Source organism: Amycolatopsis pittospori (assembly GCF_013870525.1).
Taxonomy (GTDB): Bacteria; Actinomycetota; Actinomycetes; order Mycobacteriales; family Pseudonocardiaceae; genus Amycolatopsis; species Amycolatopsis pittospori.
Window position 1 is genome coordinate 140,136 of the sequence record NZ_JACBXD010000003.1, and the last position, 25,586, is coordinate 165,721.

The window sequence follows — 25,586 nt, forward strand, 5'->3', positions numbered from 1 at the left end:
TCAGGGTGTCCGACGACGAAGGAGAATTGTCATGCGACAGTGGGGTTTCGTGTACTTGGCCGACGGCTGCGACCCGGACCGGGACGTGTCCCGTGTGGACACCGGGAGGTGCCTGACGGTGCTGGTCGGCGTCGGCCGTGCGGACCAGGTCGTCGAAGCGGCCGAACGGCTCGTCGCCGAAGGGGCGCAGCTGGTCGAGCTGTGCGGCGCGTTCGGTCCGGTGTGGACGGCGCGGGTGATCGACGCGGTGGGAAGCAAGGTACCCGTCGGAAGTGTCATGTACGGCGGTGAGGCGACGAAACAACTTCACGATCTGTTCGGCCTCGGGGTGCCTTCTTCCTGATGCTCGGGTACAACCGAAGGATGGCCCCGGTTCCGTGCTCCGACCTGTCCCCCGCCGGCTGGATCGCGTCGAGCGACCTGCCATGGCAGCGCCTGGTGACCTTCGGCCCGGCGGGTTTCGCCGGCTACGCGCGTTTGCGGCTGATCCCCGACCCGGCGTTCGAAGGTCAGAGCGAGAACGACGTCACGGCTCCGGAAGCACCGGAAGACGAGCAGTTCTGGCGGCTCTTCGCCTTCCTCGCTCGCGCCACCCGGACGCCGGCCGAATGCTACTTCTGCGTCTGGGACGGCTACGGCGACGTCGCCGGGCAAGCCAAGGTCGTTGTCCCCCAACGGAGTTACTTCCTGTTCAGCGGCCGGCTCGAAGACGCGGGCTTCTGGGGAACACCGGGGCCCGCCTTCGTCTGGCCAGCCGATCACGCCTGGTGCGTGGCCAAGGACGTCGATCCGCATTGGGCGGGTATCGGCGCCGGCACCGCAGTCCTCGACCGGCTCGTCGCCGACTCCGGGCTGGACGTCGTTCCCGCGGATCCCGCGCTGGAGCAGCCCGCCTACCGCTGAGCCTCGGGGTTCAGCAGTCGTCGACGTGCACGGCTTCGACGCAAGCGACGGTCTCGGTCCGGCTGGTCGCCTGCTGCAGCAGCGAGTAGAGCGTCTCGCGCTGGTCGCCGTCGAGCGCGCCGAGCACCTCGTCCTCGACCCCGGCGAGGGCGAACTCCGCCTTCGCGAGTTGCTTGGCGCCGACGTCGGTGAGTTCGACGATGTGTCGCCGCCGGTCCTCCGGGGACCGCCGTCGCTCGATGAGGTTCGCGGACTCCAGGTCGTTGAGCAGCCCGACGACGTTCGTGCTGTCCATCTCCAGCGTTTTCGCCAGGTGCTGCTGCGAACTGCCACCGAGGTCGCGCAGCACGGTCAGCGCGACGAGATGCCGGGGACGCAGGCCGAGCGGCGCCAGGACGGACTCGCTGCGGAGCCGGATCCGCCGGGTGACGTGGTCGAGCAGCGCGCCGCAGCGATGCGGGGGCTGGTTGACGACCGGGAGCTCGGACACAGGTCGAGTGTACGTTCCCGCATGATGGTCGCCACCCCATCAATGGTTTGCGTTACACAAACCATCTGTGCATGATTATGGGTATGACGCATCTGCTGCACATCGACTCGAGCATCACGGGCGAGAACTCGGCCAGCCGCCGCCTCACCGCCCGGGCCGCCGCCGCCTGGCGCGCCGCGCATCCGGAAGGCACGGTCACCCACCGCGACCTGAACGCGGAGCCGCTGCCGCATTTCGACGCGGCGAGCAACGCGGCCAGGATGGTGCCGCCGGACCAGCACACCCCCGAACAGGCCGCGGCCTGGCGGCTCATGACCGAACTGATCGACGAGGTCAAGGCGGCCGACACCGTCCTGCTGGGCCTGCCGCTCTACAACTTCGGCGCGCCGAGCACGGTCAAATCCTGGGTCGACCACCTCATCGTGCCGGGGCTCGCCTTCGACCCGGAGACCGGCCAGGGCCTGCTCGGCGGCCGCGACTTCATCGTCCTGGCGTCCCGCGGCGGCGGGTACGGCGAAGGCACCCCGCGCGAAGGCTGGGACCACGCGGAGTCCTGGATCCCCCACGGCGTCTCCATGACGGGGCTCGAACCGAGGTTCGTCACCGCCGAACTGACCCTCGCGAAGGTCAACCCGGCGATGGCGGACCTCATCCCGCTGGCCGACGAAAGCCAGGCCGCCGCCGAACGCGCCATCGACGCGCTGTGGACGTCGGTGGCGGCCTGACTCGTGAGTGATTTGGGTCGTTCTAACGACCCAAATCACTCACGACCTGGTCAGGCGATACCGGCGGAGAACACGTGCATCGCGGCGTTGGAGGGAAGCGTCACCGCGACGACCTCCTTCCCCGCGGCCAGCGGGACGGAGTTCGCGAACACCCGGTACGGCGTGGTCGGATACGCCGCACCGGTGCGGGTGTTCTTCCCCAGCACGGTCGCCACCGTGGCCGCGCCGTACTGGGCGGGATCGGCACAGCACCAGTTGGGGAAGCCGAGTTCGGCCTGGCTCGTGGTGCCGTCGGCGTAGCGGACGACGACGGTGCCCTTCGCCGTTCCGGTACCGGTCCCGGCCAGCACCAGCTTGGCTCCGGTACCGCGTACGGCCACCGTCTGGCCCGACGCGAGGGCGTTGTCCTTCGCGCCGGTGCCGGCGTTCGGCCAGGTCAGCTGGGCACCGAGCGCGGTGAAGGACGCGCCCGGCTTCAGCCCGGCCTCGGCCAGGCCCTCGGCCCGGAAGCTGCTGCCGCCGCCGTCGAGGTCACCCGCCGCGACATGGGCCGCGTCGGTGACGCCGACGTTGCCGTAGGCGGCGGCCAGTGAAGCGTGCGGAACGGTGACCGTCACCGAGTCCGTGACCCGGTTCTCCCCGAGCCTCGCCCGATACGTCGCCGTAGCGGTGAGCTGGTAGTCGTCCGGCTTGATGCCCGCGTCGGGCGTGACCTTCACCGGGACCCGCACGGTCTTTCCCGGCATCACCAACCGGGGCCCGGCGGGCACCTCGACACGGAAGCCGTTGGCGGGCAAGGAGAACGTGACGTCCCGCACCGGCAGCGGTGTGCCGTTGGTGAAGCTCAGCGTGCCCGTCGCGGTCTGGCCGGGACCGGCGACCGCCGGCACGGACAGGGCGACCGCCCCGTTGCGGTCCTCGGGGAAGATCCCGCCGACCGCGCTGGTGCCGAACAGCCGGACGTCCTGGCGGTCGGCGGCGCCGACCTTGCCGGTCTTGACCCGCACCACACCACCGGTGGCCGAGTCGTACCACCAGCCGGACGGCGCCGCGTCCAGTTCGGCCTTGCTGCCGTACTGCCGCAGGATCGACGTCCCCGCCAGGACGGTCGCGGGCTTGCTTCCAGTGTGGACGGTCAGCTGATAGTTCCGCGACGCGGGCTTCCCGGCGTACGAACCCGTGCTGGCGCCGATTCCGACGGTCACCGTGCCCAGACCGGACGTCGGCGCGTCGACGGTGAACGTCTGCTTCGCCTGGTCGCCGTTCTTGTAGGCGCGAGTGACGCCGTCGTCCTCGGTGAGCGTGAACGAGCCCTTGCCCTGCGGGTAGACGTCGAGATCGAGCACACCCTTGTCCCGGGTCTGCCAAGACTTCGTGCCCTCCGCCCACATCGGGACGACGGCCCCGGCGCGGACGAACAGCGGCAAGGTGTCGAGCGGAGCGTCATAACCGTCCACAGTGGTCGGTCCGGTGTAGGTCTTGCCGCTCCAGTAGTCGACCCAGGTCCCCTTCGGCAGGTAGATGCCGTTGCGGACGTTGGAGTTCTCGTACACCGGCGCGACCAGGAAGTCCTTGCCGGACAGGAACTCGTACTTCGCCTTCTCGCCCCACACGTTCGGGTCGTCGGGGTATTCGAGCGCGAGCGGGCGGACCTGGCCGACACCGGTCTTGTGCGCCTCCACCGAATGGCTGTACGTGTAGGGCAGCAGCCGTTCCTTGAGCAGCAGGTACTTGCGGTTGATCGAGGTGAACGGTTCGCCGTGGCGCCACGGCTGCTTGTCCGACGCGGCCCAGCCGTCCATCGTCATCGCGGTCGGCAGGAACGACTTCCACTGCAGGTCGCGGGCGTAGGTCTGCGGGCTGCCGCCGAAGATGCCGTCGATGTCGCCGGTGTTGTACGCGATACCCGACGTCGTGGTGCCGGCGTACGTCGGGATCTGCCACTTGATGTAGTCGTAGGAACCGGCCTGGTCGCCGCTCCACAGCACGCCGCACCGCTGCGCGCCCGCCCAGCTGACCGGCGTCCAGACGAACCCGCGCGCGTCGCTGTTGTCCTCGATGCCCTTGTGCGCCGTGTCGCAGGCGTCCAGCGCGAACTGGTAGCCCGGGCCGACCCACGCGACGTCGAGTTTGCGGACCCGCACGCCCGCCTTGACCTCTTCGGCCTGGTTCGGGACGCCGTTCTCGGTCCACAGCCCGAGTTGCATGTCGTTCTTGCGGAGGCCTTCGCCCGTCTGCTGGAGGTTTTCGTACCCGCAGCCGTAGCCGTCGTTGACCAGCATCCAGCCGTTGGGCATCCCGTGCTCGGTGTACCCCTCGGCGACCTTCACCGCGTCCAGCGTGTGCCGTTCGCCGCGGTTGGCGTTGTGCAGGTAGCAGTCGGCGTCACCGGTTTCGAGCCCGTAAAGCGGCGGCAGGAAAGGTTTTCCGACCAGATCGGTGTAGCCGGTGATGATGTCCTTGAGTCCGTCGCCGACCACGTACGTGGCGTCGAAACGTCGTTCGTCGTGGGTGGTGCGCACCGGTTCGGCGAAAGCGTAGGTGCCTTGCGCGAAGGTGTTGCGCAGCACGCCGTATCCGGCCGTGGAAGCGTAGAACGGCTGCGAGTTCGGGGCCCCGCCGTCGTCCCAGTTGTAGTCCGCGAAGATCCGGATCGTCTGGTCGCGATGGCTGAACCGGCCGTTCTGCTCGCCCCCGCCGACGAACTGTTCGGTCGCCGTCCGCGCCAGGGTCTGCGTGGTCTGCTTGTCGGTCCAGGACAGCGGCGCCGACTCCTCCCAGAGCCGCTTGCGATCCGCGCCGTCGTAGAGCCCGAGGCGCATCGGGTGCTTGTACGCCCGCAGCGTCGCCTTGCCGGTGGAAATGGCCCAGTAGTCCCCCTTGTCGGCCTTCTTCGGGGTGACCGGGTCCGTGGTCTTCGGCAGCACGATCTTGCTGCCGGCGGGGTCGGTGAACGTCCCGTCCGGCGCCAGCCAGACCCGGACCGCGCCTTCGGACGGGAAGCTGACGCGCACCGCGGCGCTTCCCGAATTCAGCTTGACCGTGGGGCCTTCACTGGAGATACCGGTCAGATCGCCCAGTTTGCCGGACGGCGCCTCGGCGGGAGCGGCGTGGGCCGCGACCGGGGCGAGCCCGAGGAGGGTCACTGCGGCCAAACAACGTAGGGATTGCGCAACTCTGCTCATTCAAGACACCTTTCGCGCATGAATACGCAATATGGTCTCTGTATAGCGCACCGTTCGCGCAAAGTCATCCGCCGAAGCGGTGCTGCCGACTTTCGTCGGGTCCTTATGCGACAAGGAAAGGGCTCAGCCACCAGGGGGCCAGAAGGACACGTTGCGAAAGCCACTTTCGCAACGTTGAAGGTTGCGAAAGTGGCTTTCGCAACACCTCCCGCGAGACCAGCGCCAGGGAGGTCAGACGGCCTGGACCTCGACCCCGGCGGCTTCGAAAGCGCGCAGTGCCTTCGGATCGGCGTTGGAATCGGTGACCAGGGCGTGCACCTGTGTCGTCGCGCAGATCCGCGCGAACGCGCGGCGGCCCAGCTTCGAACCGTCGGCGACCGCGACGACCCGCTCGGCGCGCTCGACCATCAGCCGGTTGATGCTCGCTTCGCCTTCGTGGTGGGCGAAGGCGCCCGCCTCGGCGTCGAACGCGTCGACGCCGAGGAACAGCAGGTCGATCGTCAGTTCGCTGAGCACCCGCGTGGCCAGCGGGCCACTCAGTTCGAACGACTGCGGGCGCGCGACACCGCCGGTGACGACGATCTTCACATGCGGCCGCACCGCCAGTTCGTGCGCGATGTTCAGCGCGTTGGTGACCACGGTGAGCCCCGGCGAATCACCGCGTCCCGCCAGGTCGGAACGCGTGGCCAGCGACCGCGCGACCCCGGCGGTCGTCGTCCCGCCGTTGAGCCCGACCACCATGCCCTGCGCCACCAGCGAAGCCGCCGCGACGCTTATGCGCTGTTTCTCCGGCACGTGCCGCGCGGTCTTGTACCGCAACGGCAGGTCGTAGGCGAGATCGTTCGCCACCGCGCCACCCCGGGTGCGGGTCAGCAGCTGCTGTTCCGCGAGGTGGTCGAGGTCGCGCCGGATGGTGGCCGCGGAGACGTTCAGCTCCTCGGCGACGTCCTCGACGTCGATCTTCTCCCGCTGTCCCAACAGGTCCAGCAGGGTGCTCAGCCGTTCGTGCCGGGCCATCCGCGCCACTCCTAGCTCGCTGCGGCCTATCGCGCATCACGTTGCGCTGTTGGCCACTGTTTCGAGCAGTATGCTGCATCGCGGCTGTCCGTCGCGAGCGGCACGCCGTTCACCTCGCCCCGAGGTCTTCGACGATCAGGTCGTCGAGGATCAGGTCGCGGTCCTGCTCTTGGGTCGCCGGGGTCAGTTTCGAGATCCCGATCCAGTCGGTGCCTTCGATGGTCGCGGTGAACGTCGTCGGCGTATGCGCCTCCGCGAACGTCGAACTCGTTCCCGCGCCGGTCACGAAGGCGTAGTCACCGGTCTTGGAGGCTTCGTAGGTGAACGAAATCCGGTACCGGTGCCCCGGGTCGAACCGCAGCGTCTGCGGGATCGTCCGGTAGATCAGTCCCTGGTTCTCCTCGTGGGATTTCAGGGATTCGTTGCCCGACAACACGTCGTCGACGAGTTTGCCGTTCCAGCCCCGCTGAGTGTACGGCGCGTTCTTCTGCGCGATATGCGTGCGGGGGTCTTCGGCCGCGCCGGCGTTGCCGCCGTAGACGAACGGACCCCACCCGGTGTCGACGTTCTCGAAGTCCTCGGCGAAGTAGTGCCCGCCGGGCTTGTTCCCGGTGCGCACGACGCGGACGTCGTCGAACGCCACCGGCGTGCTCCCGGCGTCGGCGCGCACGGCGAGGTTCGCAGTCGTCTGTCCCGGCGGGACGGTGAACGTGACCTTCATCCGCTGGGTGTTCGTCCCGGCGTACTCACTGGCACGGACGTAGTTCTTCACCGTCGAACTGTCCGTCCACTCGGTCACCTTCGCCCCGCCCGGCGGCGTCACGTCGAGGCTCGCCTTACGCTTGCCGGTGACTTCGACATTGACCGACGCCGTGTACGTCCCCGCCGACAGGCCGGTGACCTGCTGCGACGCCGAGCCGGCATCGCCTGGCGCGAACTCCAACCGCCGCTGGCCCGCCGCGTTCTGAGGCACCGACGCGCTGCCGGTCACCTCCCAGCCGTCGAGTTTCCCGGAGTAGAACGACGGATCCTTCAATCCCGTGCCGTCACCCCAGTTCTGCTCGACGTTCGGACCGGGATCGGCCGGATAGACGACGTACGGCGTGTTCGCGTCGGCCGCGATGGTCACCTTGCGGTCGTTCACCTTCAGGTCGGAGACGAACTGCCTGCCGGTGTCGGTGAGGCGGTACAACTTCGCCTTCGGACGTGGCCCCCACGACGACGGCAAGGTCCAAGTAGTGCTGCCGCCCGTCGCGTTCCAGTGGTACAGCTTGCTTTCCTTCTGCTGGTCCCACGGCAGGAGATAGCTGCCACCGTCGAGCACGAGATGGCCGTCCTTGGTGATCTGCCGGGCGCCCGACGCCTTCGAGACGCTGACGCCGTCGCTGAGCCGGATCTCCTCCGGTGCCCACTTCTGGATCTGGAAACCCTGCAGGTACTTCGTCGGGACGTCGACGGCGAAGGTGCGCTTCAGGAAACCGGGGTATCCGGAACCGCCGACCCAGCCTTCGTAGGCGGCCAGTTCGCCGCCGCCGAGCAGCGGATCGCCCGCGATCCAGTCGTCCTTCTGGTGGTTACGGATGAACCGGACGATGGTGCTGTTGATGCCCTTGTAGTTGCTGCCGCCGTAGTTGACGTCGTTCGCCCAGTGACTCCAGGTGTTCTGGCGTTCGAACTTGTCCGGGAACTCGGTGGCGATCGCGTAGCCGAGGTCGTTCATCTCGCGGGCGAACTTCTCCGAAACCTGGCCGTCGCCGTACCAGACGTCGACGTAGAGGAAGTCCAGGTTCGGCGCCTTCCGCTTGAGTTCTTCCAAGCGGGACAAGCGCTTTCCGCTCTGTCCGTCCAGGCGGTAGTCGATGTGGTAGCTCTGGTCGAGCCAGTCCCAGCCGAGGTCCTTCCGCACATCGGTCGCGATCGCGGGGTCGAAGGCGGGCGAGACCGGGTACTGCTCGGTGTCCTGGATGTGCACGCCGACGTCGGCGTTGTAGCGGTGCGCCCCGTCGATCAGCTTGTTCAGGTCACCGACACCGCCCTGCCGTTTGCCGATGCCGCCGTAGTCGGGATGCGCCGAGTCGTGGCCCTCCGAGCCGTAGCCCTTGAGCAGCACGAACTGGCCGAGCCCGTCGGTGTTGAGCGCGACGCGTTTGGTCTCGTCGAGCGTCTGCAGGAACGGGTGCTCGGCGTTGGAGGCGAAGTTGAACGGGATGCGCATGACCGGCCGTCGCGCGACCTGCTCCCAGCCCTTCGGGTCGACCATGATGTCGCGGAAGGCGATCGCGCCGTCCTGCCAGTCGACGACACGGTCCGCGTTACGGTCACCGGCGATCACGATCTTGGCGTACGGCAAGGGATCCGTGTCAGCGGGTTTCGAGCCGTCGGCGCGGTACGTCCAGTCCCCGCTCCACAGCCCGGCGCGTTTGAAGGTCCCCTTGTCGGTGACCTGGGCGCGGATACGCCCGTTGTCCTTGGCCGTGGGACCGGACGGCTTGTCGTAGGTGGAGTTCGTTTCGATCGCGGCGGCGAGACCACCGGTGTTGACGATGGCGTACATCGCGCTGCGCGCGGCGGTGTCGACGGGCGTCGCCGCGGTGATCGGGGTGAACGTGTCCCCCGTTCCGGTCGTCGCGTTGTGCATCTTCGCCGTGGAGAGCGCCGAGCCGGGCTGATCACTGCGCACGGAGACCAGGTTGTGGTCCGGAATGGACAGTGACTTCACCGGATTCGCGGTGGTGTCGGAGATCTTGGTGACGGCGAACTCGGTCGTGCGATCGCGCAGCCGGATAGTGGCGTCGATCCGGACCCCGCCGTAGGACGGGAAGGCCAGCCGGTAGTCGACGCGGTCCCAGGACCGGCGGCTGGTGACCTCCGGCGTGTACGCCGTGCCGTTGAGCACGACCTGGCCGAGCTGATCGGTGTTGCCGTCGAGACGTGCGCCGCTGCGGTTGTCGGTGTAGCCGACGACGCGCGGAAAGGCCGAATCGGCCGTCACCGTCAACGCGCCGGAGCGCAGGGTGACGAGTCTTTCCCGAGCGTCCGCCGGAGCGGGCGCGGCTAAGAGACCAGCGAGAAGCACGGGGACCAGGACGAGCCGGACCATGAACACTCCGATCGGGAAGCGGTCGGTTACTGGGCGGTAAGGCGAAGGTGCCGTGTCTCGTGCCGGCCTCGGGCACCCGGTCCTGTGGCGGGTGTTGCGAAAGCCACTTTCGCAACGTTGAAGGTTGCGAAAGTGGCTTTCGCAACTCCTCGCTACTTCATGCGGAAGTCGTACTGTTTCGGCAGCGGCTCAGCGGAAACGGCCGCCCAAGTGTCTGAAAGGGACGTATCCCCTTCTCGGATGTTCGGTACCTCGAAGCCCGCTTCGTACACGGCTTCGGCGGCTTCGATGTCGCCTTGGGCAAGATGGGTCCGGGCCGCCAGCAGGGCGATCCGGCCTTCCCGCGGAAGTCCGTCCAGCAATCCGGCCGCTTCCCGCGCGAGCCCGGCGGCGAGCTGCGCGGCGATCGCCTCGACGACCAGCGGACGCAAGGACGGCGTGAGGGCGACAGCGCGGCGGTAGAGCCAGGCGGCTTCGTGCCCGGCCGTGGCGACCGCGAGATTCCGCAGTGCCCAAGGGTTCTCGTCGGCGGCCACGGACTCGCGCCAGGCGCCGACGGCGTCCGAGTGCCGTCCGGCCGCCCAGTGGGCGACGCCGCGGTGATACCAGGTCAGCCAGTTCTTCGGGGCGTACTCCATAAGATCCGCCCAGTACCGGTTCACCAGCGTCGGAGGGGGCACCACGAGCGGGTCCCCCGCCGGAGGCGTTCCGTCGAGCAGTGCGAGCCAGGGCGCCTGCTCCGGCCCGAGGGAGTCGTCCGGGAACGGCGTGCCGGGAAGACACATCGGCGCCCGGCGGTTCTCCAGCGCACCCCAGCCGGATCCGGTGGCCAGGAACGATTCCGGGGTGACGTCGGCGATCTTCCGCCAAGCGTCGTGGTACTCGTCCAGCGTCTCCGCCGACGGCAGCTCAGCGGCCACCGCCTCACGAGCCGCCGCCCAGTCGTCCCCGTGCACCGAGGCGGGATCGACGGTGACCGGGCCATAGACCTCAAGCCAGTCCCAGCTCTCCCCCGGCGGCAACCGCAGATGCTCCAGCTGGGTACGCGCGAGACCGGCCTGGATCTCCAGGTAGCCGCCGGCACCGGGCGCCAGCCATTCCTGCCAGCGGCGTCCACCGGCGGATTCGCCCCACAGGAACAGTTTCCGCCCGCGCAGCCGGGACGTCGACAGCTGGGCGAGGCCCGTGCCGTCACCGTCGACGGCCGCGACCCAAGGCCGTTCGGTCACCTCGAAGAAGTAGTCGGCCGCGGCGTCGGCCCTCGCCGGATACGTCAGCTCACCCGGGACGTCGACCAGGTCCAGCCGTCCCGAGTAGCCGTAGTGCCAGGCCTTCGTCGCGGGCGCCAGCACCCGTGTGTCGTCGTGCTGCGGCACCGCGATGTTCGACCACCAGTACACCGGGACGTCGTACGGATGCGGATTCCGCAGCCGCACCGCCACGAGCAGGTGGTCCGAGTCGGCGGGCAGCCAGAAATCGATCTGGTACGGCAGGTCGCGGGTGCGTTCCCACTCCCACAGCCGCAGGACCGGCGTGCCGTCGGGGCCTTCGACCTCGGCGGCGAACATCGGCTCGCAGGTCAGGGTGGTGTGTCCGGTGCTGCCGAGGTTCCACTCGACACCCCCGGCGAACCACGCGTCCCGCAGGGCCAGGTTCGCGGGCTGGAACACCGGGTTGCGGTAGAGCAGTTCGCGGCCGGACGGCTTGTGGAAGAGCGAGTAGAGCCGCCCGCCCAACGACGGCAGCACAGTGGCGCGGAGCTTGTCGTTCTCCAGCACCAGTGCGGGAAGCTCACGTTCGGTGCGCTCACGCGTGTAGCCGTCCTGCAACAGGCACGGCAGGCTGGTGTCCAGCCGCCCGTAGCCGATGCCCTCCGCCAGCTCCGGCGGCAGCTCGTCCACATTGGACACTTTCGCCACCGCTTCGGGTTTCTTCAGCGGCGGTAACGGGTTCTCCGGACCCAGCTCGGCGGCGGGGAGCTTCAGCCCCTCGCGGTAGAGGCGGGTCATGCGTCCGGGAGCCGGTCGCCGGTGGCGGCGTCGAACAGGTGCACCGAACCCGGCCGCGGAGTCAGCGAGATCGGCTCGCCCCGTTGCCACGGCGCCATCCCCGGCGTGCGGACCGTCAGCACACGATCCCCGTCGCGGCAGTACAGGTACTGGTCGCTGCCCAGTTCCTCGACGACCTCGACGACGGCCTCGAAGCCCCCGTCCCCGATCGTCCAGCCTTCCGGCCGCACGCCGACGACGATGCCGGGACCGGTCAGCGCCGAGCGCTGCGCCGGGGTCAGCGGCAGCCGCGTCCCGCCGGCGACGGCGCCGTCGGTGTCCACGGTGGTCTCCAGCAGATTCATCGCGGGCGAGCCGATGAACCCGGCGACGAACACGTTGACCGGACGCGCGAACAGTCCGACCGGCGTGTCGCACTGCTGCAGGATCCCGTCCTTCAGCACCGCCACCCGGTCGCCCATGGTCATCGCCTCGACCTGGTCGTGCGTGACATAAAGCGTGGTGATCCCCAGCCGCCGCTGGAGCGACGCGATCTGGGTCCGCGTCTGCACCCGCAGTTTGGCGTCCAGATTGGACAGTGGCTCGTCCATCAGGAAGACGCTGGGCTCGCGCACGATCGCCCGGCCCATCGCGACCCGCTGCCGCTGCCCACCGGACAGTTTGGCGGGTTTGCGGTCCAGGTACTCGGTCAGGTCCAGCACCTCCGCGGCCTCGCGGACCTTGCGGTCGCGTTCCGCCTTGGGCATCTTGGCCAGCTTGAGGTGGAAGCCGATGTTCTCCCCCACCGTCATATGCGGGTAGAGCGCGTAGTTCTGGAACACCATGGCGATGTCCCGGTCCTTCGGCGGCAGTTCGGTGACGTCGCGGTCGCCGATGTGGATGGAGCCGTCGTCGACGCCCTCCAGCCCGGCCAGCATCCGCAGCGTGGTCGACTTGCCGCAGCCGGACGGGCCGACCAGCACCAGGAACTCGCCGTCGGCGACCTCGAGGTCGAGACCGTCGACCGCGGGACGGTCCACCCCGGCGTAGAACCGGGTCGTGTCTGAGAAGGTCACGGGGGCCATCAGGTCCTACTTTCCGGCGCCGAGGGTCATGCCGGTGATGATCCGGCGGGCGAGCACGAGGTAGAGCACGAGCATCGGGAGGACGACGATCGCCACACCGGCGATCAGACCGCCGTACTCCGACTGGTAGCTCGCGGCTCCGTAGAAGGTGAACAACGCGCGGGACAGCGTGAAATGCGCCTGGTCCTTGAGGAACACGATCGCCAGCAGCGTCTCGTTCCACAGGCCGATGGCGTTCAGCGTCAGCGCCGTGATCATCCCGCCGCGGGTCAGCGGCAGCATGACTGAGAAGAACGTCCGCGTCGGCGACGCGCCGTCGAGTGCCGCGGCCTCCTCCAGTTCGTCCGGCAGGGACCGGAAGAAGCCGGTCATCAGGAACACCGTGAACGGGATGGACAGGGCCACGTACAGCACGAACAGGCCGTACTCGTTGTCCATGTGGATCTTGCTCATGACCACGAACAACGGGATGATGACGGTCTGGAACGGCACCCCCATGCCGATCGCGACGGCGTTGGTCATCGGCCCGGCACCGCGCACCCCGAGCCTGGTCAGCGCGTAGGCGCAGGGCGCCGACACGGCGACCGTCGCGACCGTCGCCAGCCCGACCAGGACCACCGTGGTCAGCACCGCGTCGCCGAAACCGGCGTTGTTCCAGGCGTAGATGAAGTTCCGGAACGGCTTGCCGACGTGGAACCACTGGTACGGCAGGGCGAACGGCTTGGTGAAGATCTCCACCGGCGTCTTGAACGACGCCGTGAGCAGCCAGTACAGCACCAGGACGTTGCCGGCGGTGAACAGCCACACGATCGTGGAGCCGAGTATTCGCAACGGGCTCAGCCGTTTCGAACCGGGCGCCGGACGCGGTTTGCGCGGTGGCTTGCGCACCGGTTTCGCCGGTCGCCGCGCGGGCGCCTCGACGTCGGTGACGGACATTCGGTCTCCCTCAGAACTGGATCGCGTCACGGCGCATCAAACGGCGTAGCAGGACGACGAGCACGGACACCAGCACGATCATCGCCACCGCGCAGGCACAGGCGGCACCGAAGTCCGGGGTGCCGTTCGAGCCGAAGGTCCGGTCGAACACGTAGATCCCCAGCGTCCACGCCTGGTTGGGCGGGGCGTAGGTACCCGGCCCGGCCAGCACGAACACCAGCTCGAAGATCTTGAGCGCGTTGATCGTCCACAGGACACCTGCGACGCCGACGACGTCCCAGGTCATCGGCAGCGTGATGTTGCGGAACTTCTGCCACGGCGACGCGCCGCCCAGTTCGGCGTCCTCGTAGAGATACGGCGGGATCCGGTCGACCGCGGCCATCAGGATGGTGATGTAGAAGCCGGAACTGGCCCAGATCAGCGAAGCCGTCACCACACCGGTCACATTGGACGGAGCGAGGAACTTCGCCGCGTCCGCGCCGAGCCCTTCGAGCACGTAGTTCGCGAGGCCCTGTTTCCCCGGCTGATACTTGAACACGAAGCCGAGGAACATGCCGAGCGCCACCGGCGCCACGATGTTCGGGAAGAACAGGATGGCGCGGACGATCTTCCCGCCCTTCATGTCCCTCAGCACCATGGTGAACAGGAACGCCAGCGCGAACGTGCCGATACCGCCGAGGAACACGTAGATCAGGGTGTTGCGGAAGGCGTACTGGAACGAATCGCTCGCCCACATCTGCGTGTAGTTGGTGACGCCGTTGGGTTCCGGCGTGTCACCGGCGCCCGCCCAGCTGGTGAAGCTCAGGACCACGGTCGCGATCGTCGGCAGCACCAGGAAGGCGAGGTACAGCACCAGCGCGGGCGCGGCGAACGGCCAGAACAGCCGTTTCTTGCGGCGCAGGTGCGCGCCAGCCTTCACCACCCGCGCCGGCGCCGGTGTCGTCGAAGTCGTGACCGTGGCCATCAGCCCTGGTTCTTCCAGAACTCGGCGCCCTTGGTGGCGAGCTGGTCGATGAACTGCTCCGGGGTGAGCTGGCCCTTCAGCAGCCCGATGTCGGCCGGGTCGAAGACGTCGGTCTGCCATTTGCCGCCGGCGACACCGTCGATGCCGTCGTACTGCAGCACGTGTTCCTTCTTCGGGTCGTCCATCGCGGCCTTGACCTGCTTGAGGTCGTCCGGCACGGCGAGGTCGGCGCGCGGTACGAGGTTGTCGGCCACCGCGGGGATCCCGGAGAGCAGGTCCTTGTTGAGGAAGTAGGCGATGAACGCCTTGGCGGCTTCGGCGTGCTTGGCCTTCTTGGTCACCGAGAAGCCGATCGACATCTGCTCGACGGTGTCGTGCGTCGCGCCGGCGGGCATCGGGAACTGGAAGGAACCGTAGTTGATCTTCGTCCCGGCACCCTGCTTGTCCAGGTACTCGCGGGTCTCGCTCGGCGCCCAGCTGCCGACGTAGAGGAAGCGGGAGTCGCCGTCGGCCCAGCGCTGCTGCACCTGCGGGAACTTCGCCGCGTCCCAGCCGTCGATGAAGTACTTGGGCAGCTTCGCGGTTTCGGCGGCGGCCTTGAGGAAACCGGGCTCGGTCTTCCACGCCTGACCGGTCTTGTCGGTCGCGGCCTTGTACAGCCCGCCCGCGCCGACGTACCGCTCGGCGAGCTGGGTGTAGAAGTACATGTTGTAGAACGGGATGTCGCCGTCGAGGCTGATCGCGGCCGTGCCGTCGGCCTTCGCCTTGTCGAACAGCCCGATCATCTCGTCCATCGTCTTCGGCTGCTGGATGTCACCGGCGGTGTCCTTGTTGAACCACCAGGCGCTCGACTGGATCGTGTACGGGACCATGAAGTTGTGGCCCTCGCGGTCCTTGTTCTGCGGGAAGTCGTACGAGCTGGGCGAAAGCACGTCCTTGACGGTCTTGTCGCCCTCGCCGACCTTCATCGCGAACACGTCGTCGACGCTCTGCGTGCCACCCGGCGTCATGATCGCCGCGCCGACCTTGCTGACGTCCTGGTCGAACAGGTCCGGCACGGCGTCGGTGTTCAGCGCGGGCACCAGGTTCTGGGTGTAGGCCTTGCGGCCCAGCCACTGCACGTCGACCTTGACGCCGGTCTTCTCCTGGAAGCATTTGAAGGCCTTCTGCAGGACCTTGCCCTGCGGCTCGTCGGCCGTCCACATGGACCAGTACGTGAACTCCTTGTCCGTGGCGGGTTTCACCGCCGCCTCCGGACAGGGCGCGTTGAGGAACTGGTCGACGCCGGGAAGGGCGTTCTCGCCGGTTCCCCCGGCCGTGTCCCCGCCGCCGCATCCCGCGAGCAGGAGCGACGCCCCCGCCGTCAATGCCATCAGCTTGCCTATCCGCATCCGCCACCACCTGGATCGAAGATCACACAAGTTCTGCTTGTTCTTGCGCAGTTTTGTGAGGTTTCACGCACATGTCAACAGTCAATCGCGCAAACTCTGCTCAATCGTCACCTTTTCCGGTTCAGTCTGATCAAGCTTGAGCACTCCGAGCAGACGCCGCACCTCGACGGCGACCGCCGCCCGGCCGGCACCGAGGTACTTCCGCGGGTCGACACGGTCCGGATGTGCTCGCCAGTCGTCCGCCGCGGCCGCGGTGAACACCTTGTTGAGCTGGGTGGCGATATTGATCTTCGTCATCCCGGCGCGCACCGCCTCGGCCAGCCCGCCGTCGGGCACGCCCGACGATCCGTGCAGCACCAACGGCACCGGCACGCGGTCCCGCAGCCGGGTGATCAGCTCGAAGTCCAAGGCGGCGTCGCGCGTGAGCATGGCGTGCGAACTGCCCACCGCCACGGCCAGCGCGTCGACCCCGGTGGCCGCGACGAACTCCGCGGCCTCGTCCGGATCCGTGCGCGCGCCGGGCGCGTGCACACCGTCCTTGCCCCCGACCTCGCCCAGTTCGGCCTCGACCCAGACACCGTGACCGTGGCAGTACTCGACGACTTCCCTGGTGGCACGCACGTTGTCGGCGTAGTCCAGTTTGGACGCGTCGAACATGACCGAACCGAAGCCGAGCGCGACGGCCTCCCGGACCAGATCCACCGACTCCGCATGGTCGAGGTGCACGGCGACCGGGGTACTCGCGGCCCTGGCCGAGGCGAGCGCCGCGGTGCCGACCGGCGCCAGCGAACCGTGATACTTCACGGCGTTCTGGCTGAGCTGCACGATCACGGGTGCTTCCGCGGCGGCCGCGCCGTCGATGATCGCGGTGATGTGTTCGAGCTGGATCGCGTTGAACGCGCCGCAGCCGTGCCGGGCCGCCGCGGCGGCTCCGACGATCTCCCCGGTTCCCACCAGAGGCATGACGGTTCTCCTAGGTCGTGTCCAGTAAGCCTGGGCGGGCGCGCACGGCGACCAGCCCCTGTTCCCGGTGGTAGTGCGCGAGGTCGACGTCCCCCGCGAGCGGGCCGAGCACGGCCGCGCCGGACAGCGCGACGGCCCCGCGCAGGATGTCCGGCCAAGATTCGCCTTGGCCGAGTCCCAGCGCGAGCGCCGCGACGACGGCGTCACCCGCGCCTGTGGTGTTGCCACTGAGCAAAGTGGACGGCGCCGCGTGCCAGGTGCCGGACCCGGTGACCGCCAGCAGTCCTTCGCCGCCCAACGAGACGACGACCGCGCCGGCCCCGGCCTTGCGCAGTTCGGCCGCCGCGGCCACCGGATCGCGCAGACCGGTGACCTCACGCAGTTCTTCGGCGTTCGGTTTGACCACGGAAGGCCGTCCGGCCAGTGCGGCGAGGAGCGCTTCACCGGAAGTGTCCAGAATGGACTTCGAGCCGCCGAGGAGTTCCGCGTAGCCCCCGGCCCCCGGCGGCAGGCTGCCGGAACAGACCAGCACGTCCGGTTTTCGGGTCCGGACGGCCGCCGCAAGCGTTTGCCATTCGGTTCCCGTGAGCCGCGGCCCGGGTTCGTTCACCAAGGTGACTGATCCGTCGTCGGCCAGAACCGTGGTGGTGCGCCGGGTTTCGCCTCCGATGGGGACGACGTCCGCGGGGATTTCCGCCGCCGCGAGGTCCGCCTCGACGGCGGCTCCCGTCGAACCGCCCGCCGTCAGGATCGCGCGGACGTCGGCGCCGAGCGCGTGCAGCACGCGGGCGACGTTGACGCCCTTGCCGCCCGCCCGGTGCCGGACGTCCCTGGCCCGGTGCACCTCACCGGGCCGCAGACCGTCCACTGTGTACGTGACGTCGAGCGCGGTGTTCGGCGTGACGGTGACGATCACGGCAGCCTCAGGTGAGCACGACGGAACGGGTGAGGCTGCGGGGGTTGTCCGGGTCGAGGCCCTTGCGGGCGGCGATCGCCCCGGCCACCCGCTGCGCGCGGACCAGATCCGCCAGCGGGTCCAGGCCGCTCTCGACGAACAGGCCGCCCGCGCGGGCGACGTCCTCGGCCAAGCCCTCCGGCGCCTGCCCGAACATCCAGGTCACGCGGCCGGGCTCACTGATACTGATCGGGCCGTGCCGGTAGTCCCAGGCCGGGTACGACTCCGTCCACAGCAGACACGCCTCGCGAAACTTGAGCGCGGCCTCGTTCGCGATGCCGACCGACCAGCCGGTGCCGAGGAAGCTGAACTGTTCCGCGCCGAGCAGCTCGTCGGGCAGCTCTTCGGCGAGCACCCGGTCGGCCTGGTCCGCGACCGCGGTCAGGTCTTCGCCGAGGTGTGCGCGCAGCATCGCCAGCGCCGTGGTGGCGAACCGGGTCTGCACGACCGAACGTTCGTCCACGACGGACAGATCGACGATGGTGTCCGCGGCCGCCTCGATCTCGCCGGGCACACCCGTGATCGCGATGGTCGGCGTCTTCCCGCGCAATCTCGCCAGGAGGGCGTGGACTTCGGTCGTCGTCCCTGACCTGGTCAGCGCCACGACGTGGTCGTACTCGCGGGCAGACGGAAACTCCGACGCGGCGAACGCGTCGGTCTCGCCGAGCCCGGCGGTTTCGCGAAGGACGGCGTACGCCTGGCCGATGAACCACGACGTGCCGCAGCCGACGATCGCGACCCGCGCGCCCGGCGGCGGCAGCAGATCACCGTTCGCCGAGGCCAGCGCCGCCGCGTCCCGCCAGCAGCCGGGCTGGCTGGCGATCTCCGCAGCCATGAAGGTCCCGCTCATGAGCTCCCCATCCGTGCCTGTTGTGCGCAATAGCTGTCACGTTAGGTGCAGTTTTGTGCAGCGTCAATGCTCTGTTAGCGCACTTTCACGCATTTGGCTCGCTCAGATGTGCAGGAAGTGCTGGTCGCCTACCGTGGACGGATGCGGATCGTCTCGCTGCTCCCGGCCGCGACGGACTTCGTCGCGACCCTCGGCCTCCTGCCATCGCTGGTAGGGCGGACCCACGAATGCGACTGGCCACCCGGCTCGCTCGACGACGTCCCGGTGGTCACGAGCAGCGCGATCGACCACGACGTGCTGTCCAGTCGCGAGATCTCGGCCGCGGTCGGCGGCGAGCACCGCGGTTCGGGCCTCTACTCGCTCGACGCCGGCCTGCTCGCGGCAGCCGAAGCCGACGTCGTCCTCACGCAGGACCTCTGTGACGTCTGCGCGGTCTCGTACCGGCAGGTGTCCGAAACCGTACGCGCGATGGAGGGCGATACGCGGGTCGTCAGCCTGGAACCGCGGACGATCGAAGGCGTCTTCACCTGCCTGACCACGCTCGGAGAGGTACTGAACGTCCCGGAGAGGGCCGCCGTCGAGGTCCGGCGTCTTCGAGAGCGCCTGGAGGCCGTCCGCGCCGGGGTCGCCGGACGGCCGCGTCCGACGGTGGCCGCCATCGAATGGCTCGACCCGCTCTGGCCGGCCGGACACTGGGTCCCCGAACAGATCGAAGCCGCGGGAGGCGCGCCACTGCTGGCCACCGCGGGCGAACACACTCGGCCGATCTCGTGGGACGCCGTCGTCGAGGCGCGGCCGGACGTGGTGATCCTCATCCCTGCGGCTTCCCGCCCGAGCGGACCGCGGCCGAACTCCCCCTCCTGACCGGCCTGCCCGGCTGGGACGACCTACCGGCCGTCCGCGCGGGCCGGGTGCACACGCTGGACGGGCCCGCCTACTTCAACCGGCCCGGCCCCCGCGTCGTCGACGGCGCCGAGATCCTCACGGACCTTCTCCATCAGTGACCGGCGTCACTTTCCCAAGCTGTCACAACCTCTCCGGCCCATCCGTCATGTGTGTGAACCCGACGGAGAGGAAAGATCATGGAACCCCGCCTCAACCTTTTCGAGAACGAGACCGCCCTCAAGTTCGTCAAGCGCCTCGGCGCCGCGAGCCGCCCCATCGAGGAGTCGTCGCTGCCGCACTCGACCCAGGAACTGGTGAAGCTGCGCGCCAGCCAGATCAACGGCTGCGGCTTCTGCACCGACATGCACAGCAAGGACGCCGCACACGCCGGGGAGACCTCGGTGCGGCTCAACCTGGTCGCCGCGTGGCGCGAGGCGAACGTGTTCACCGAGGCCGAGCGCGCGGCGCTGGCGCTCACCGAGGAGGGCACCCGCATCGCCGACGCCCACCATGGCGTCAGCGACGAGACCTGGGCGCAGGTGCGCAAACACTACGACGACGAGGAGATCGGTGCGCTGATCTCGCTGGTCGCGACGATCAACGCGTACAACCGGCTCAACGTCATCGCCGGGACCCCGGCAGGTGACTACCAGCCCGGCCAGTTCGGCTGACACTCACCGACAAGAGGATTGCCTTGGCGGACAACGATTACGGCGTTCCCTGATGCTAAACCTGCGGAAACACGCGATCCGGAGGTTCAACCCGTGGAACTCGACGTCCGCTTCTACCCCGTGACCGGGACCCATCCGCTGAGCACCGACCTGGTCGGGCTCCGCGCGAATTTCCACTACGGCTCGGGGAACGTGCTGCAGCAGCACTACGCGGACAAGACGACGATGATCTGGACGGGGATGTCCGGCGACTTCGCCGGTGTCCGGCAAAAGGAACAGACGTTGCGGGTCTTCGCGACCGGACCGGCCCAGTACTTCGTCACCTGGTACGAAACCGGAACGGTCGCGACGGCCGCGCACGGCGAGATCTTCGACGGCGGCTACCCCATCGCCGTAATGGCCGACTTCGCCCAGTTGGTCGCGACGGCCGCCTATACCAATCCACGCGAGGACGGCGGCCAATACTTCCTCGTCGACCAGGCCACGATCGAGATCCTGGACCGGCCGCACGGCTGGCCGACCTTTCCGGAGCCGCGCGGGTCGTGAGTGGCGACCCCCTTACCGACCCGCCCTCCGGGGTTGCGAAAGCCACTTTCGCAACGTTGAAGGTTGCGAAAGTGGCTTTCGCAACCCCCGCCACGGAATCGGGTCCGAGGCCGGCGCCGGCCGCGCCACTGTCGCCCTGCCCTGGCCGCTGCGCTCACGAACAAGCGGTCCGCACGCAAAGGCAAAGCCCGTGAAGGCGACCGCTCGCATACTGGCGGCCCCGGGAGTCCGATCGGGTCAGAGCAGGGAGCGCGGATGAGCCAGGACGACACGTCACTCGCCAAGAACGTCCTCGGCGTACCCGGCATCGTGTTCCTCGTCCTGGCCGCGGTCGCACCGCTGACCGGCATGGTCGTGATCGCCGCGATCGGCATCGCGCTCGGGAACGGCGGCGGCATGGTCGCGGCCTTCCTGTTGGCCACGGTGGTCCTCCTGCTGTTCGCGGTCGGCTACGCGCAGATGTCGAAGGTGCTCACCAGCGCGGGTGGCTTCTACGCGTTCGTGGTCAAGGGGCTGGGCCGGACGCCCGGTCTGGTCGCCGGGTTCGTCGCGATGCTCGGTTACAACTGTTTCGTCGCGGGCGCGATCGGCACGAGCGGGTTCTTCACCTCCACGGCGATCGACGACGTCTTCGGCCTGAAACTCGATTGGATCTTCTGGAGCGCGCTTTCGGTCGTACTGGTGCTCCTGCTCAGCCGCCGGGGGATCGCCGTCAGCGCGAAGGTGCTGGGAGTGTCGCTGATCCTCGAGGTGTCGATCCTGCTGATCATGGACTTCAGTGTGCTGTTCCGGCACGGTTTCTCGTTCGCCGCGTTCAGCCCGTCCGTGCTGTTCCAGGGTGCGAGCGGGCTGGCGTTGTTGTTCGCCGCCAACGCCTTCATCGGTTTCGAGGCGACGGCGTTGTTCGGCGAGGAGGCCAAGGACCCGAAACGGACGATCCCGCGGGCGACCTACATCGCCATCGGGTTCATCGGGGTGTTCGCCGCGTTCACCACCTGGGCCGTGGTCAGCGCGATCGGCGCCGAGCAGGCGCAGGACGTGGCCGCCGCACATCTGTCGAGCGGGGACCTGGTGCTTTCGGTCTCCCAGGAGTACCTCGGCGGTTTCCTGACCAAGGTGATGCTGCTGCTCCTGGTGGTCAGCCTGTTCGCGGCCTTGCTCGCGTTGCACAATTCGGCCACCCGCTATCTGTACGCGCTGGGCCGCGTCGGTGTGCTGCCCCGGCCGCTGGGCAAGACCAGTCCGCGCAACGGGTCGCCGCGCTTCGCCTCGATCGTCCAACTGGCCTTCGGATCGTTGGTGGTGCTGGGCTTCTGGCTCGCCGGACTCGATCCGGTCGCGGATCTCACCGCGAGCATGACCGGCTTCGGCACCCTCGGCATCCTCACACTGCAACTGTTCGCGGCGGTGGCGATCCTCGTCCACTTCCGCCGGAGCCGCGATCGCCGCGTCGTGCGGACGCTGCTCGCTCCGGGACTGGGCGCGATCGGGCTCGGGATCATCGTGACGCTGGCGATCCTCAACTTCCCGACCCTCGCCGGTTCGAGCAACGGCGTCGTCCCGCTGCTGCCGTGGCTGCTGCTGGTCGTCGCGCTGGCCGGGCTCGCGGTCGCCGTCTGGCTGCGCCGGTTCCGCCCGGCGGTCTATGACGCGCTGGAGTCCGATCTGGAACGCGAGCCGTCAGACGTTGTTGGTCAGTGACAGGTTGAACGAGTAGCGCGAGGCGCGGTAGACGTGCCAGCCGTACTCGACGACCCGGCCGGTGTCGTCGTACGTGGTGCGCTCCATGGTGAGCAGCGCCGCCCCCGGCTTCTCCCCCAGCAGTTCGGCGTCCTCCTCGGTGGCGAGGCGGGCGCCGACGTTCTGGTGGGCGGCGTGCAGCCGGACGCCCGCCGACCGCAGCAGCTGGTAGAGGCCCCTGTCCCGCAGTTCGTCGTCGTCCGGGTCGATGATGCCGTCGGGCAGCTGGTTGTTCATGATCGCCAGCGGTTCGCCGCCGGTCGAGCGCACCCGCTTCAGGCGCCGGACCCGGGTCAGCCCCGGTGTTTCCAGCCGTTCGACGGCGTCCTCGCCGGCGGGGTCCACCCGGTTGATCAGCACGACCGTCTCCGGCTTGTCGCCTAGTTCGTTCAGGTCGTCGAAAAGGCTGCTCAAGCGCAGCGGGCGGGCGACCTTGGTGCGGACGACCTGAGTGCCGACGCCGCGTTTGCGCACCAACAGCCCCTCGTTGACCAGGGACTGGATGGCCTGGCGGATGGTCGGCCGCGACAGATGCAGCCGCGAGGCGAGATCCACCTCGTTGTCCAGCCGCGCGCCCGTCGGCAGCCTGCCGTCCTCGATCGCCGCGCGGAGCTGCCGGGCGACCTGGGAATACAGCGGCTCCGGGCTGCCCGGGTCGACGACGATCTCGCCGGGTGCCCAGGTCGGGGGATTCATGCGCGGAGCTTACCGCGAAGCGCGCTATGACCTTATGTCCATATGTCTTGACAAAGTCTCGGCCACTTTGCGATGGTCCTGGTGGAACGCGAGCCAGGAGGAACAAGAGTGTCCGACACAGTTCGGCGAGTCGTCGCCAAGCGGGTACGCGATCCGGAAGCGATCGCGGAGGCCGCGGCCGCCCGGGTCCGGGCGAAGTCACCGTTCAACGACAAGGGCCGCACGATGATCATCGCCGCGGACCATCCGGCGCGCGGCGCGAACGGCGTCGGCTCCGACCCGCTGGCGATGGCCGACCGCGGCGAACTGCTGGACCGCCTCTGCCTGGCGCTGGACCGGCCGGGCGTCACGGGTGTGCTCGCGACCCCGGACATCGTCGACGACCTGCTGCTTCTCGGTGTCCTCGACGGCAAGACCGTCCTCGGCTCCATGAACCGCACGGGACTCGCCGGATCGGCTTTCGAGATCGACGACCGGTTCGCCTGCTACGACGCCGAAGCGATCGAACGGATGCGCTTCGACGGCGGCAAGACCCTCACCCGGATCTGCCTGACCGACCCGGCGACGCCTGCCGCGCTCGAGAACACCGCGAAGGCGATCAACGACCTGGCCGACCGGAAACTGATCGCGATGGTCGAACCGTTCCTCTCGGACTGGGTCGACGGGCGTCTCCGCAACGACCTCTCCCCCGACGCCGTGATCCGCTCGATCACCATCGCCTCCGGGCTCGGCCGCTCGTCCGCCTACACCTGGCTGAAGCTTCCCGTCGTCGAGGAGATGGAGCGCGTGCTGGCGGCCTCGACGCTGCCCGCCGTCCTGCTGGGCGGCGAGGTCAAGGACCCCGACGCCGCGTTCGCCGCCTGGCAGCGGGCGCTCGCCCTGCCGACCGTGCAGGGCCTCGTGGTCGGCCGATCGCTGCTCTACCCGCACGACGGCGACGTCGCGAAGGCCGTCGACACGGCCGTCGGGCTGCTGTAACCCCTGTGGAGGACAACGCGTGAAGACCATCGAACACTGGATCAACGGCACCGCGACCTCGGCGGGCTCGACCCGCACCGGCCTGGTCTACGACCCGGCCGCCGGACGGCCGCAGGCGGAGGTGCTCCTCGCCGAACCGTCCGATGTGGACACCGCGGTCGCCGCCGCGGGCAAGGCCTTCGAGTCGTGGGGTGATTCGTCGCTCTCGCAGCGGACCAAGGTGATGTTCGCCTTCCGCGAGTTGCTGGTGAGGCATGAGGACGAACTCGCGCGGATCATCTCCTCCGAGCACGGCAAGGTGCTCGACGACGCGCGCGGCGAGATCGTCCGCGGCCGCGAGATCGTGGAGTACGCCTGCGGGATCGCCGACGCCTTGAAGGGCGGCTTCTCCGACCAGGTGTCGCGGGACGTCGACGTCCACGACTTCCGGCAACCGCTCGGGGTGGTCGCCGGGATCACGCCGTTCAACTTCCCGATCATGGTGCCGCTCTGGATGCACCCGATCGCCATCGCCACCGGCAACACGTTCGTGCTCAAGCCCAGCGAACGGGTTCCGTCCGCTTCCCGGCTGGTCGCCGAGCTGTACGCCGAGGCTGGTCTGCCGGACGGCGTGTTCAACGTGGTCAACGGGGACAAGGTCGCGGTCGACGCGATCCTCGAACACCCGGGGATCTCCGCGGTGTCGTTCGTCGGGTCGACCCCGATCGCCAAATACGTGCACGAACGTGCCACCGCGACCGGTAAACGCGTGCAAGCCTTGGGCGGGGCCAAGAACCACGCCGTCGTCCTGCCCGACGCCGACCTCGAATACGCCGCGAACCACCTCACTGCCGCCGCGTTCGGTTCCGCCGGGCAGCGCTGCATGGCGATCTCCATCGGCGTCGCCGTCGGCTCGGCCGGCGACCAACTGGTCGAGATCCTCAAGCGCAAGGCCGCCGAGGTCAAGATCGGGCCCGGCCACGACGCCGGCAACGACATGGGCCCCGTCGTCACCCAGGCCGCGCGGGAACGGGTGATCGACGCCGTCACGACCGGCGCGAAGCAGGGCGCGACCGTGGTCGTCGACGGCCGCGCGGTCCGCGTCGAGGGGCACGAAGGGGGCTTCTTCGTCGGACCGTCCCTTTTGGACAACGTGACCGCGGAGATGGCCGCCTACCGCGAGGAGATCTTCGGCCCGGTGCTCGGGATCGTGCGGGTCTCCACCGTGGACGAAGCCATCGCGCTGATCAACGCGAACCCGTACGGCAACGGCACCGCCATCTTCACCGGCAGCGGAGAGGCGGCGCGACGATTCCAGCGGGAGGTGAAGGTCGGCATGATCGGCGTGAACGTGCCCATCCCGGTGCCGATGTCGTACTACTCCTTCGGCGGCTGGAAGGACTCCCTCATCGGGGACAGCCCCATCCACGGCCCCGAAGGCGTCCGGTTCTACACCCGGGCGAAGGTCGTCACGACCCGGTGGCCGCACACCGCCGCCGCCTTCACCTTCCCGACGTCCAGCTGAGCCCCGCGTTTAGT

Annotated in this window: 22 protein-coding genes; 9 read left to right on the forward strand and 13 right to left on the reverse strand. The window is 68.6% G+C overall.

Features of this window, described 5'->3' with window-relative positions; all coding sequences use genetic code 11:
* Positions 1 to 31: 31 nt before the first annotated feature.
* Together H5J31_RS02825 and H5J31_RS02830 are read left to right on the forward strand one after the other, a co-directional pair.
* On the forward strand, positions 32 to 343 hold the full coding sequence (locus H5J31_RS02825; RefSeq protein WP_181770828.1) for a DUF6506 family protein: 312 nt from the start codon (positions 32 to 34) through the stop codon (positions 341 to 343).
* Positions 344 to 363: 20 nt separating this feature from the next.
* Positions 364 to 903 (forward strand): hypothetical protein, encoded by a 540-nt coding sequence (locus H5J31_RS02830; protein ID WP_181770829.1) that lies wholly within the window; start codon positions 364 to 366, stop codon positions 901 to 903.
* A 10-nt stretch (positions 904 to 913) separates the two neighbouring features.
* Here the strand turns inward: H5J31_RS02830 and H5J31_RS02835 are convergent, their stop codons facing one another.
* On the reverse strand, positions 914 to 1,393 hold the full coding sequence (locus H5J31_RS02835) for a MarR family winged helix-turn-helix transcriptional regulator (protein WP_181770830.1): 480 nt from the start codon (positions 1,391 to 1,393) through the stop codon (positions 914 to 916).
* Between the two features lie 83 nt (positions 1,394 to 1,476).
* On the opposite strand from H5J31_RS02835, the gene H5J31_RS02840 reads away from it, so the two are divergent.
* On the forward strand, positions 1,477 to 2,118 hold the full coding sequence (locus H5J31_RS02840; protein WP_181770831.1) for an FMN-dependent NADH-azoreductase: 642 nt from the start codon (positions 1,477 to 1,479) through the stop codon (positions 2,116 to 2,118).
* Between the two features lie 50 nt (positions 2,119 to 2,168).
* Here the strand turns inward: H5J31_RS02840 and H5J31_RS02845 are convergent, their stop codons facing one another.
* From H5J31_RS02845 to H5J31_RS02895, 11 genes are all read right to left on the reverse strand, one after another.
* Positions 2,169 to 5,264, reverse strand: a complete 3,096-nt coding sequence (locus tag H5J31_RS02845) for a TIM-barrel domain-containing protein (protein ID WP_181770886.1) — start codon at positions 5,262 to 5,264, stop codon at positions 2,169 to 2,171.
* Positions 5,265 to 5,534: 270 nt separating this feature from the next.
* A complete protein-coding gene (locus tag H5J31_RS02850) occupies positions 5,535 to 6,320 on the reverse strand; it encodes a DeoR/GlpR family DNA-binding transcription regulator (RefSeq protein ID WP_181770832.1) in 786 nt (261 codons plus the stop codon).
* 109 nt (positions 6,321 to 6,429) lie between these two features.
* The gene (locus H5J31_RS02855; protein WP_181770833.1) at positions 6,430 to 9,420 is read right to left on the reverse strand and encodes an endo-alpha-N-acetylgalactosaminidase family protein; all 2,991 of its coding nucleotides are present in this window, start codon (positions 9,418 to 9,420) and stop codon (positions 6,430 to 6,432) included.
* 152 nt (positions 9,421 to 9,572) lie between these two features.
* Entirely contained in the window at positions 9,573 to 11,429 is a 1,857-nt protein-coding gene (locus H5J31_RS02860) for a DUF5107 domain-containing protein (RefSeq protein WP_181770834.1), read from the reverse strand.
* Positions 11,426 to 12,493: an ABC transporter ATP-binding protein gene (locus H5J31_RS02865; RefSeq protein ID WP_181770835.1), complete on the reverse strand. Its 1,068-nt coding sequence runs from the start codon at positions 12,491 to 12,493 to the stop codon at positions 11,426 to 11,428. The genes H5J31_RS02860 and H5J31_RS02865 overlap by 4 nt, the downstream gene beginning before the upstream one ends.
* A gap of 6 nt (positions 12,494 to 12,499) precedes the next feature.
* Positions 12,500 to 13,429, reverse strand: coding sequence for a carbohydrate ABC transporter permease (locus H5J31_RS02870; protein WP_181770836.1), 930 nt, complete (start codon positions 13,427 to 13,429; stop codon positions 12,500 to 12,502).
* A gap of 10 nt (positions 13,430 to 13,439) precedes the next feature.
* The gene (locus H5J31_RS02875) at positions 13,440 to 14,393 is read right to left on the reverse strand and encodes a carbohydrate ABC transporter permease (protein ID WP_181770837.1); all 954 of its coding nucleotides are present in this window, start codon (positions 14,391 to 14,393) and stop codon (positions 13,440 to 13,442) included.
* Complete coding sequence (locus tag H5J31_RS02880) at positions 14,393 to 15,784, reverse strand: ABC transporter substrate-binding protein (RefSeq protein ID WP_181770838.1); 1,392 nt, start codon at positions 15,782 to 15,784, stop codon at positions 14,393 to 14,395. The genes H5J31_RS02875 and H5J31_RS02880 overlap by 1 nt, the downstream gene beginning before the upstream one ends.
* Before the next feature lie 81 nt (positions 15,785 to 15,865).
* Positions 15,866 to 16,747 (reverse strand): class II fructose-bisphosphate aldolase, encoded by an 882-nt coding sequence (locus H5J31_RS02885; protein ID WP_181770839.1) that lies wholly within the window; start codon positions 16,745 to 16,747, stop codon positions 15,866 to 15,868.
* Positions 16,748 to 16,757: 10 nt separating this feature from the next.
* Positions 16,758 to 17,663: a 1-phosphofructokinase family hexose kinase gene (locus tag H5J31_RS02890; RefSeq protein WP_181770840.1), complete on the reverse strand. Its 906-nt coding sequence runs from the start codon at positions 17,661 to 17,663 to the stop codon at positions 16,758 to 16,760.
* Positions 17,664 to 17,670: 7 nt separating this feature from the next.
* Positions 17,671 to 18,552 (reverse strand): SIS domain-containing protein, encoded by an 882-nt coding sequence (locus tag H5J31_RS02895; protein WP_181770841.1) that lies wholly within the window; start codon positions 18,550 to 18,552, stop codon positions 17,671 to 17,673.
* A 141-nt stretch (positions 18,553 to 18,693) separates the two neighbouring features.
* Here H5J31_RS02895 and H5J31_RS02900 point away from each other — a divergent pair, with 141 nt between their 5' ends.
* The 4 genes from H5J31_RS02900 (at position 18,694) to H5J31_RS02915 (ending at position 22,355) form a co-directional block, all read left to right on the forward strand.
* The gene (locus H5J31_RS02900) at positions 18,694 to 19,416 is read left to right on the forward strand and encodes an ABC transporter substrate-binding protein (RefSeq protein ID WP_236004574.1); all 723 of its coding nucleotides are present in this window, start codon (positions 18,694 to 18,696) and stop codon (positions 19,414 to 19,416) included.
* A gap of 218 nt (positions 19,417 to 19,634) precedes the next feature.
* Positions 19,635 to 20,108, forward strand: a complete 474-nt coding sequence (locus H5J31_RS02905) for a carboxymuconolactone decarboxylase family protein (RefSeq protein WP_181770842.1) — start codon at positions 19,635 to 19,637, stop codon at positions 20,106 to 20,108.
* A 93-nt stretch (positions 20,109 to 20,201) separates the two neighbouring features.
* Entirely contained in the window at positions 20,202 to 20,654 is a 453-nt protein-coding gene (locus tag H5J31_RS02910) for a MoaF C-terminal domain-containing protein (protein WP_181770843.1), read from the forward strand.
* Positions 20,655 to 20,909: 255 nt separating this feature from the next.
* On the forward strand, positions 20,910 to 22,355 hold the full coding sequence (locus H5J31_RS02915) for an APC family permease (protein ID WP_181770844.1): 1,446 nt from the start codon (positions 20,910 to 20,912) through the stop codon (positions 22,353 to 22,355).
* Here the strand turns inward: H5J31_RS02915 and H5J31_RS02920 are convergent.
* Complete coding sequence (locus tag H5J31_RS02920; protein WP_181770845.1) at positions 22,335 to 23,090, reverse strand: GntR family transcriptional regulator; 756 nt, start codon at positions 23,088 to 23,090, stop codon at positions 22,335 to 22,337. The two genes, H5J31_RS02915 and H5J31_RS02920, sit on opposite strands and share 21 nt — an antisense overlap.
* A gap of 108 nt (positions 23,091 to 23,198) precedes the next feature.
* Here H5J31_RS02920 and H5J31_RS02925 point away from each other — a divergent pair, with 108 nt between their 5' ends.
* Both H5J31_RS02925 and H5J31_RS02930 read left to right on the forward strand, forming a co-directional pair.
* Positions 23,199 to 24,068, forward strand: a complete 870-nt coding sequence (locus H5J31_RS02925) for a Cgl0159 family (beta/alpha)8-fold protein (protein WP_181770846.1) — start codon at positions 23,199 to 23,201, stop codon at positions 24,066 to 24,068.
* A gap of 19 nt (positions 24,069 to 24,087) precedes the next feature.
* Positions 24,088 to 25,572 (forward strand): CoA-acylating methylmalonate-semialdehyde dehydrogenase, encoded by a 1,485-nt coding sequence (locus tag H5J31_RS02930; RefSeq protein WP_181770847.1) that lies wholly within the window; start codon positions 24,088 to 24,090, stop codon positions 25,570 to 25,572.
* Positions 25,573 to 25,586 lie beyond the last annotated feature (14 nt).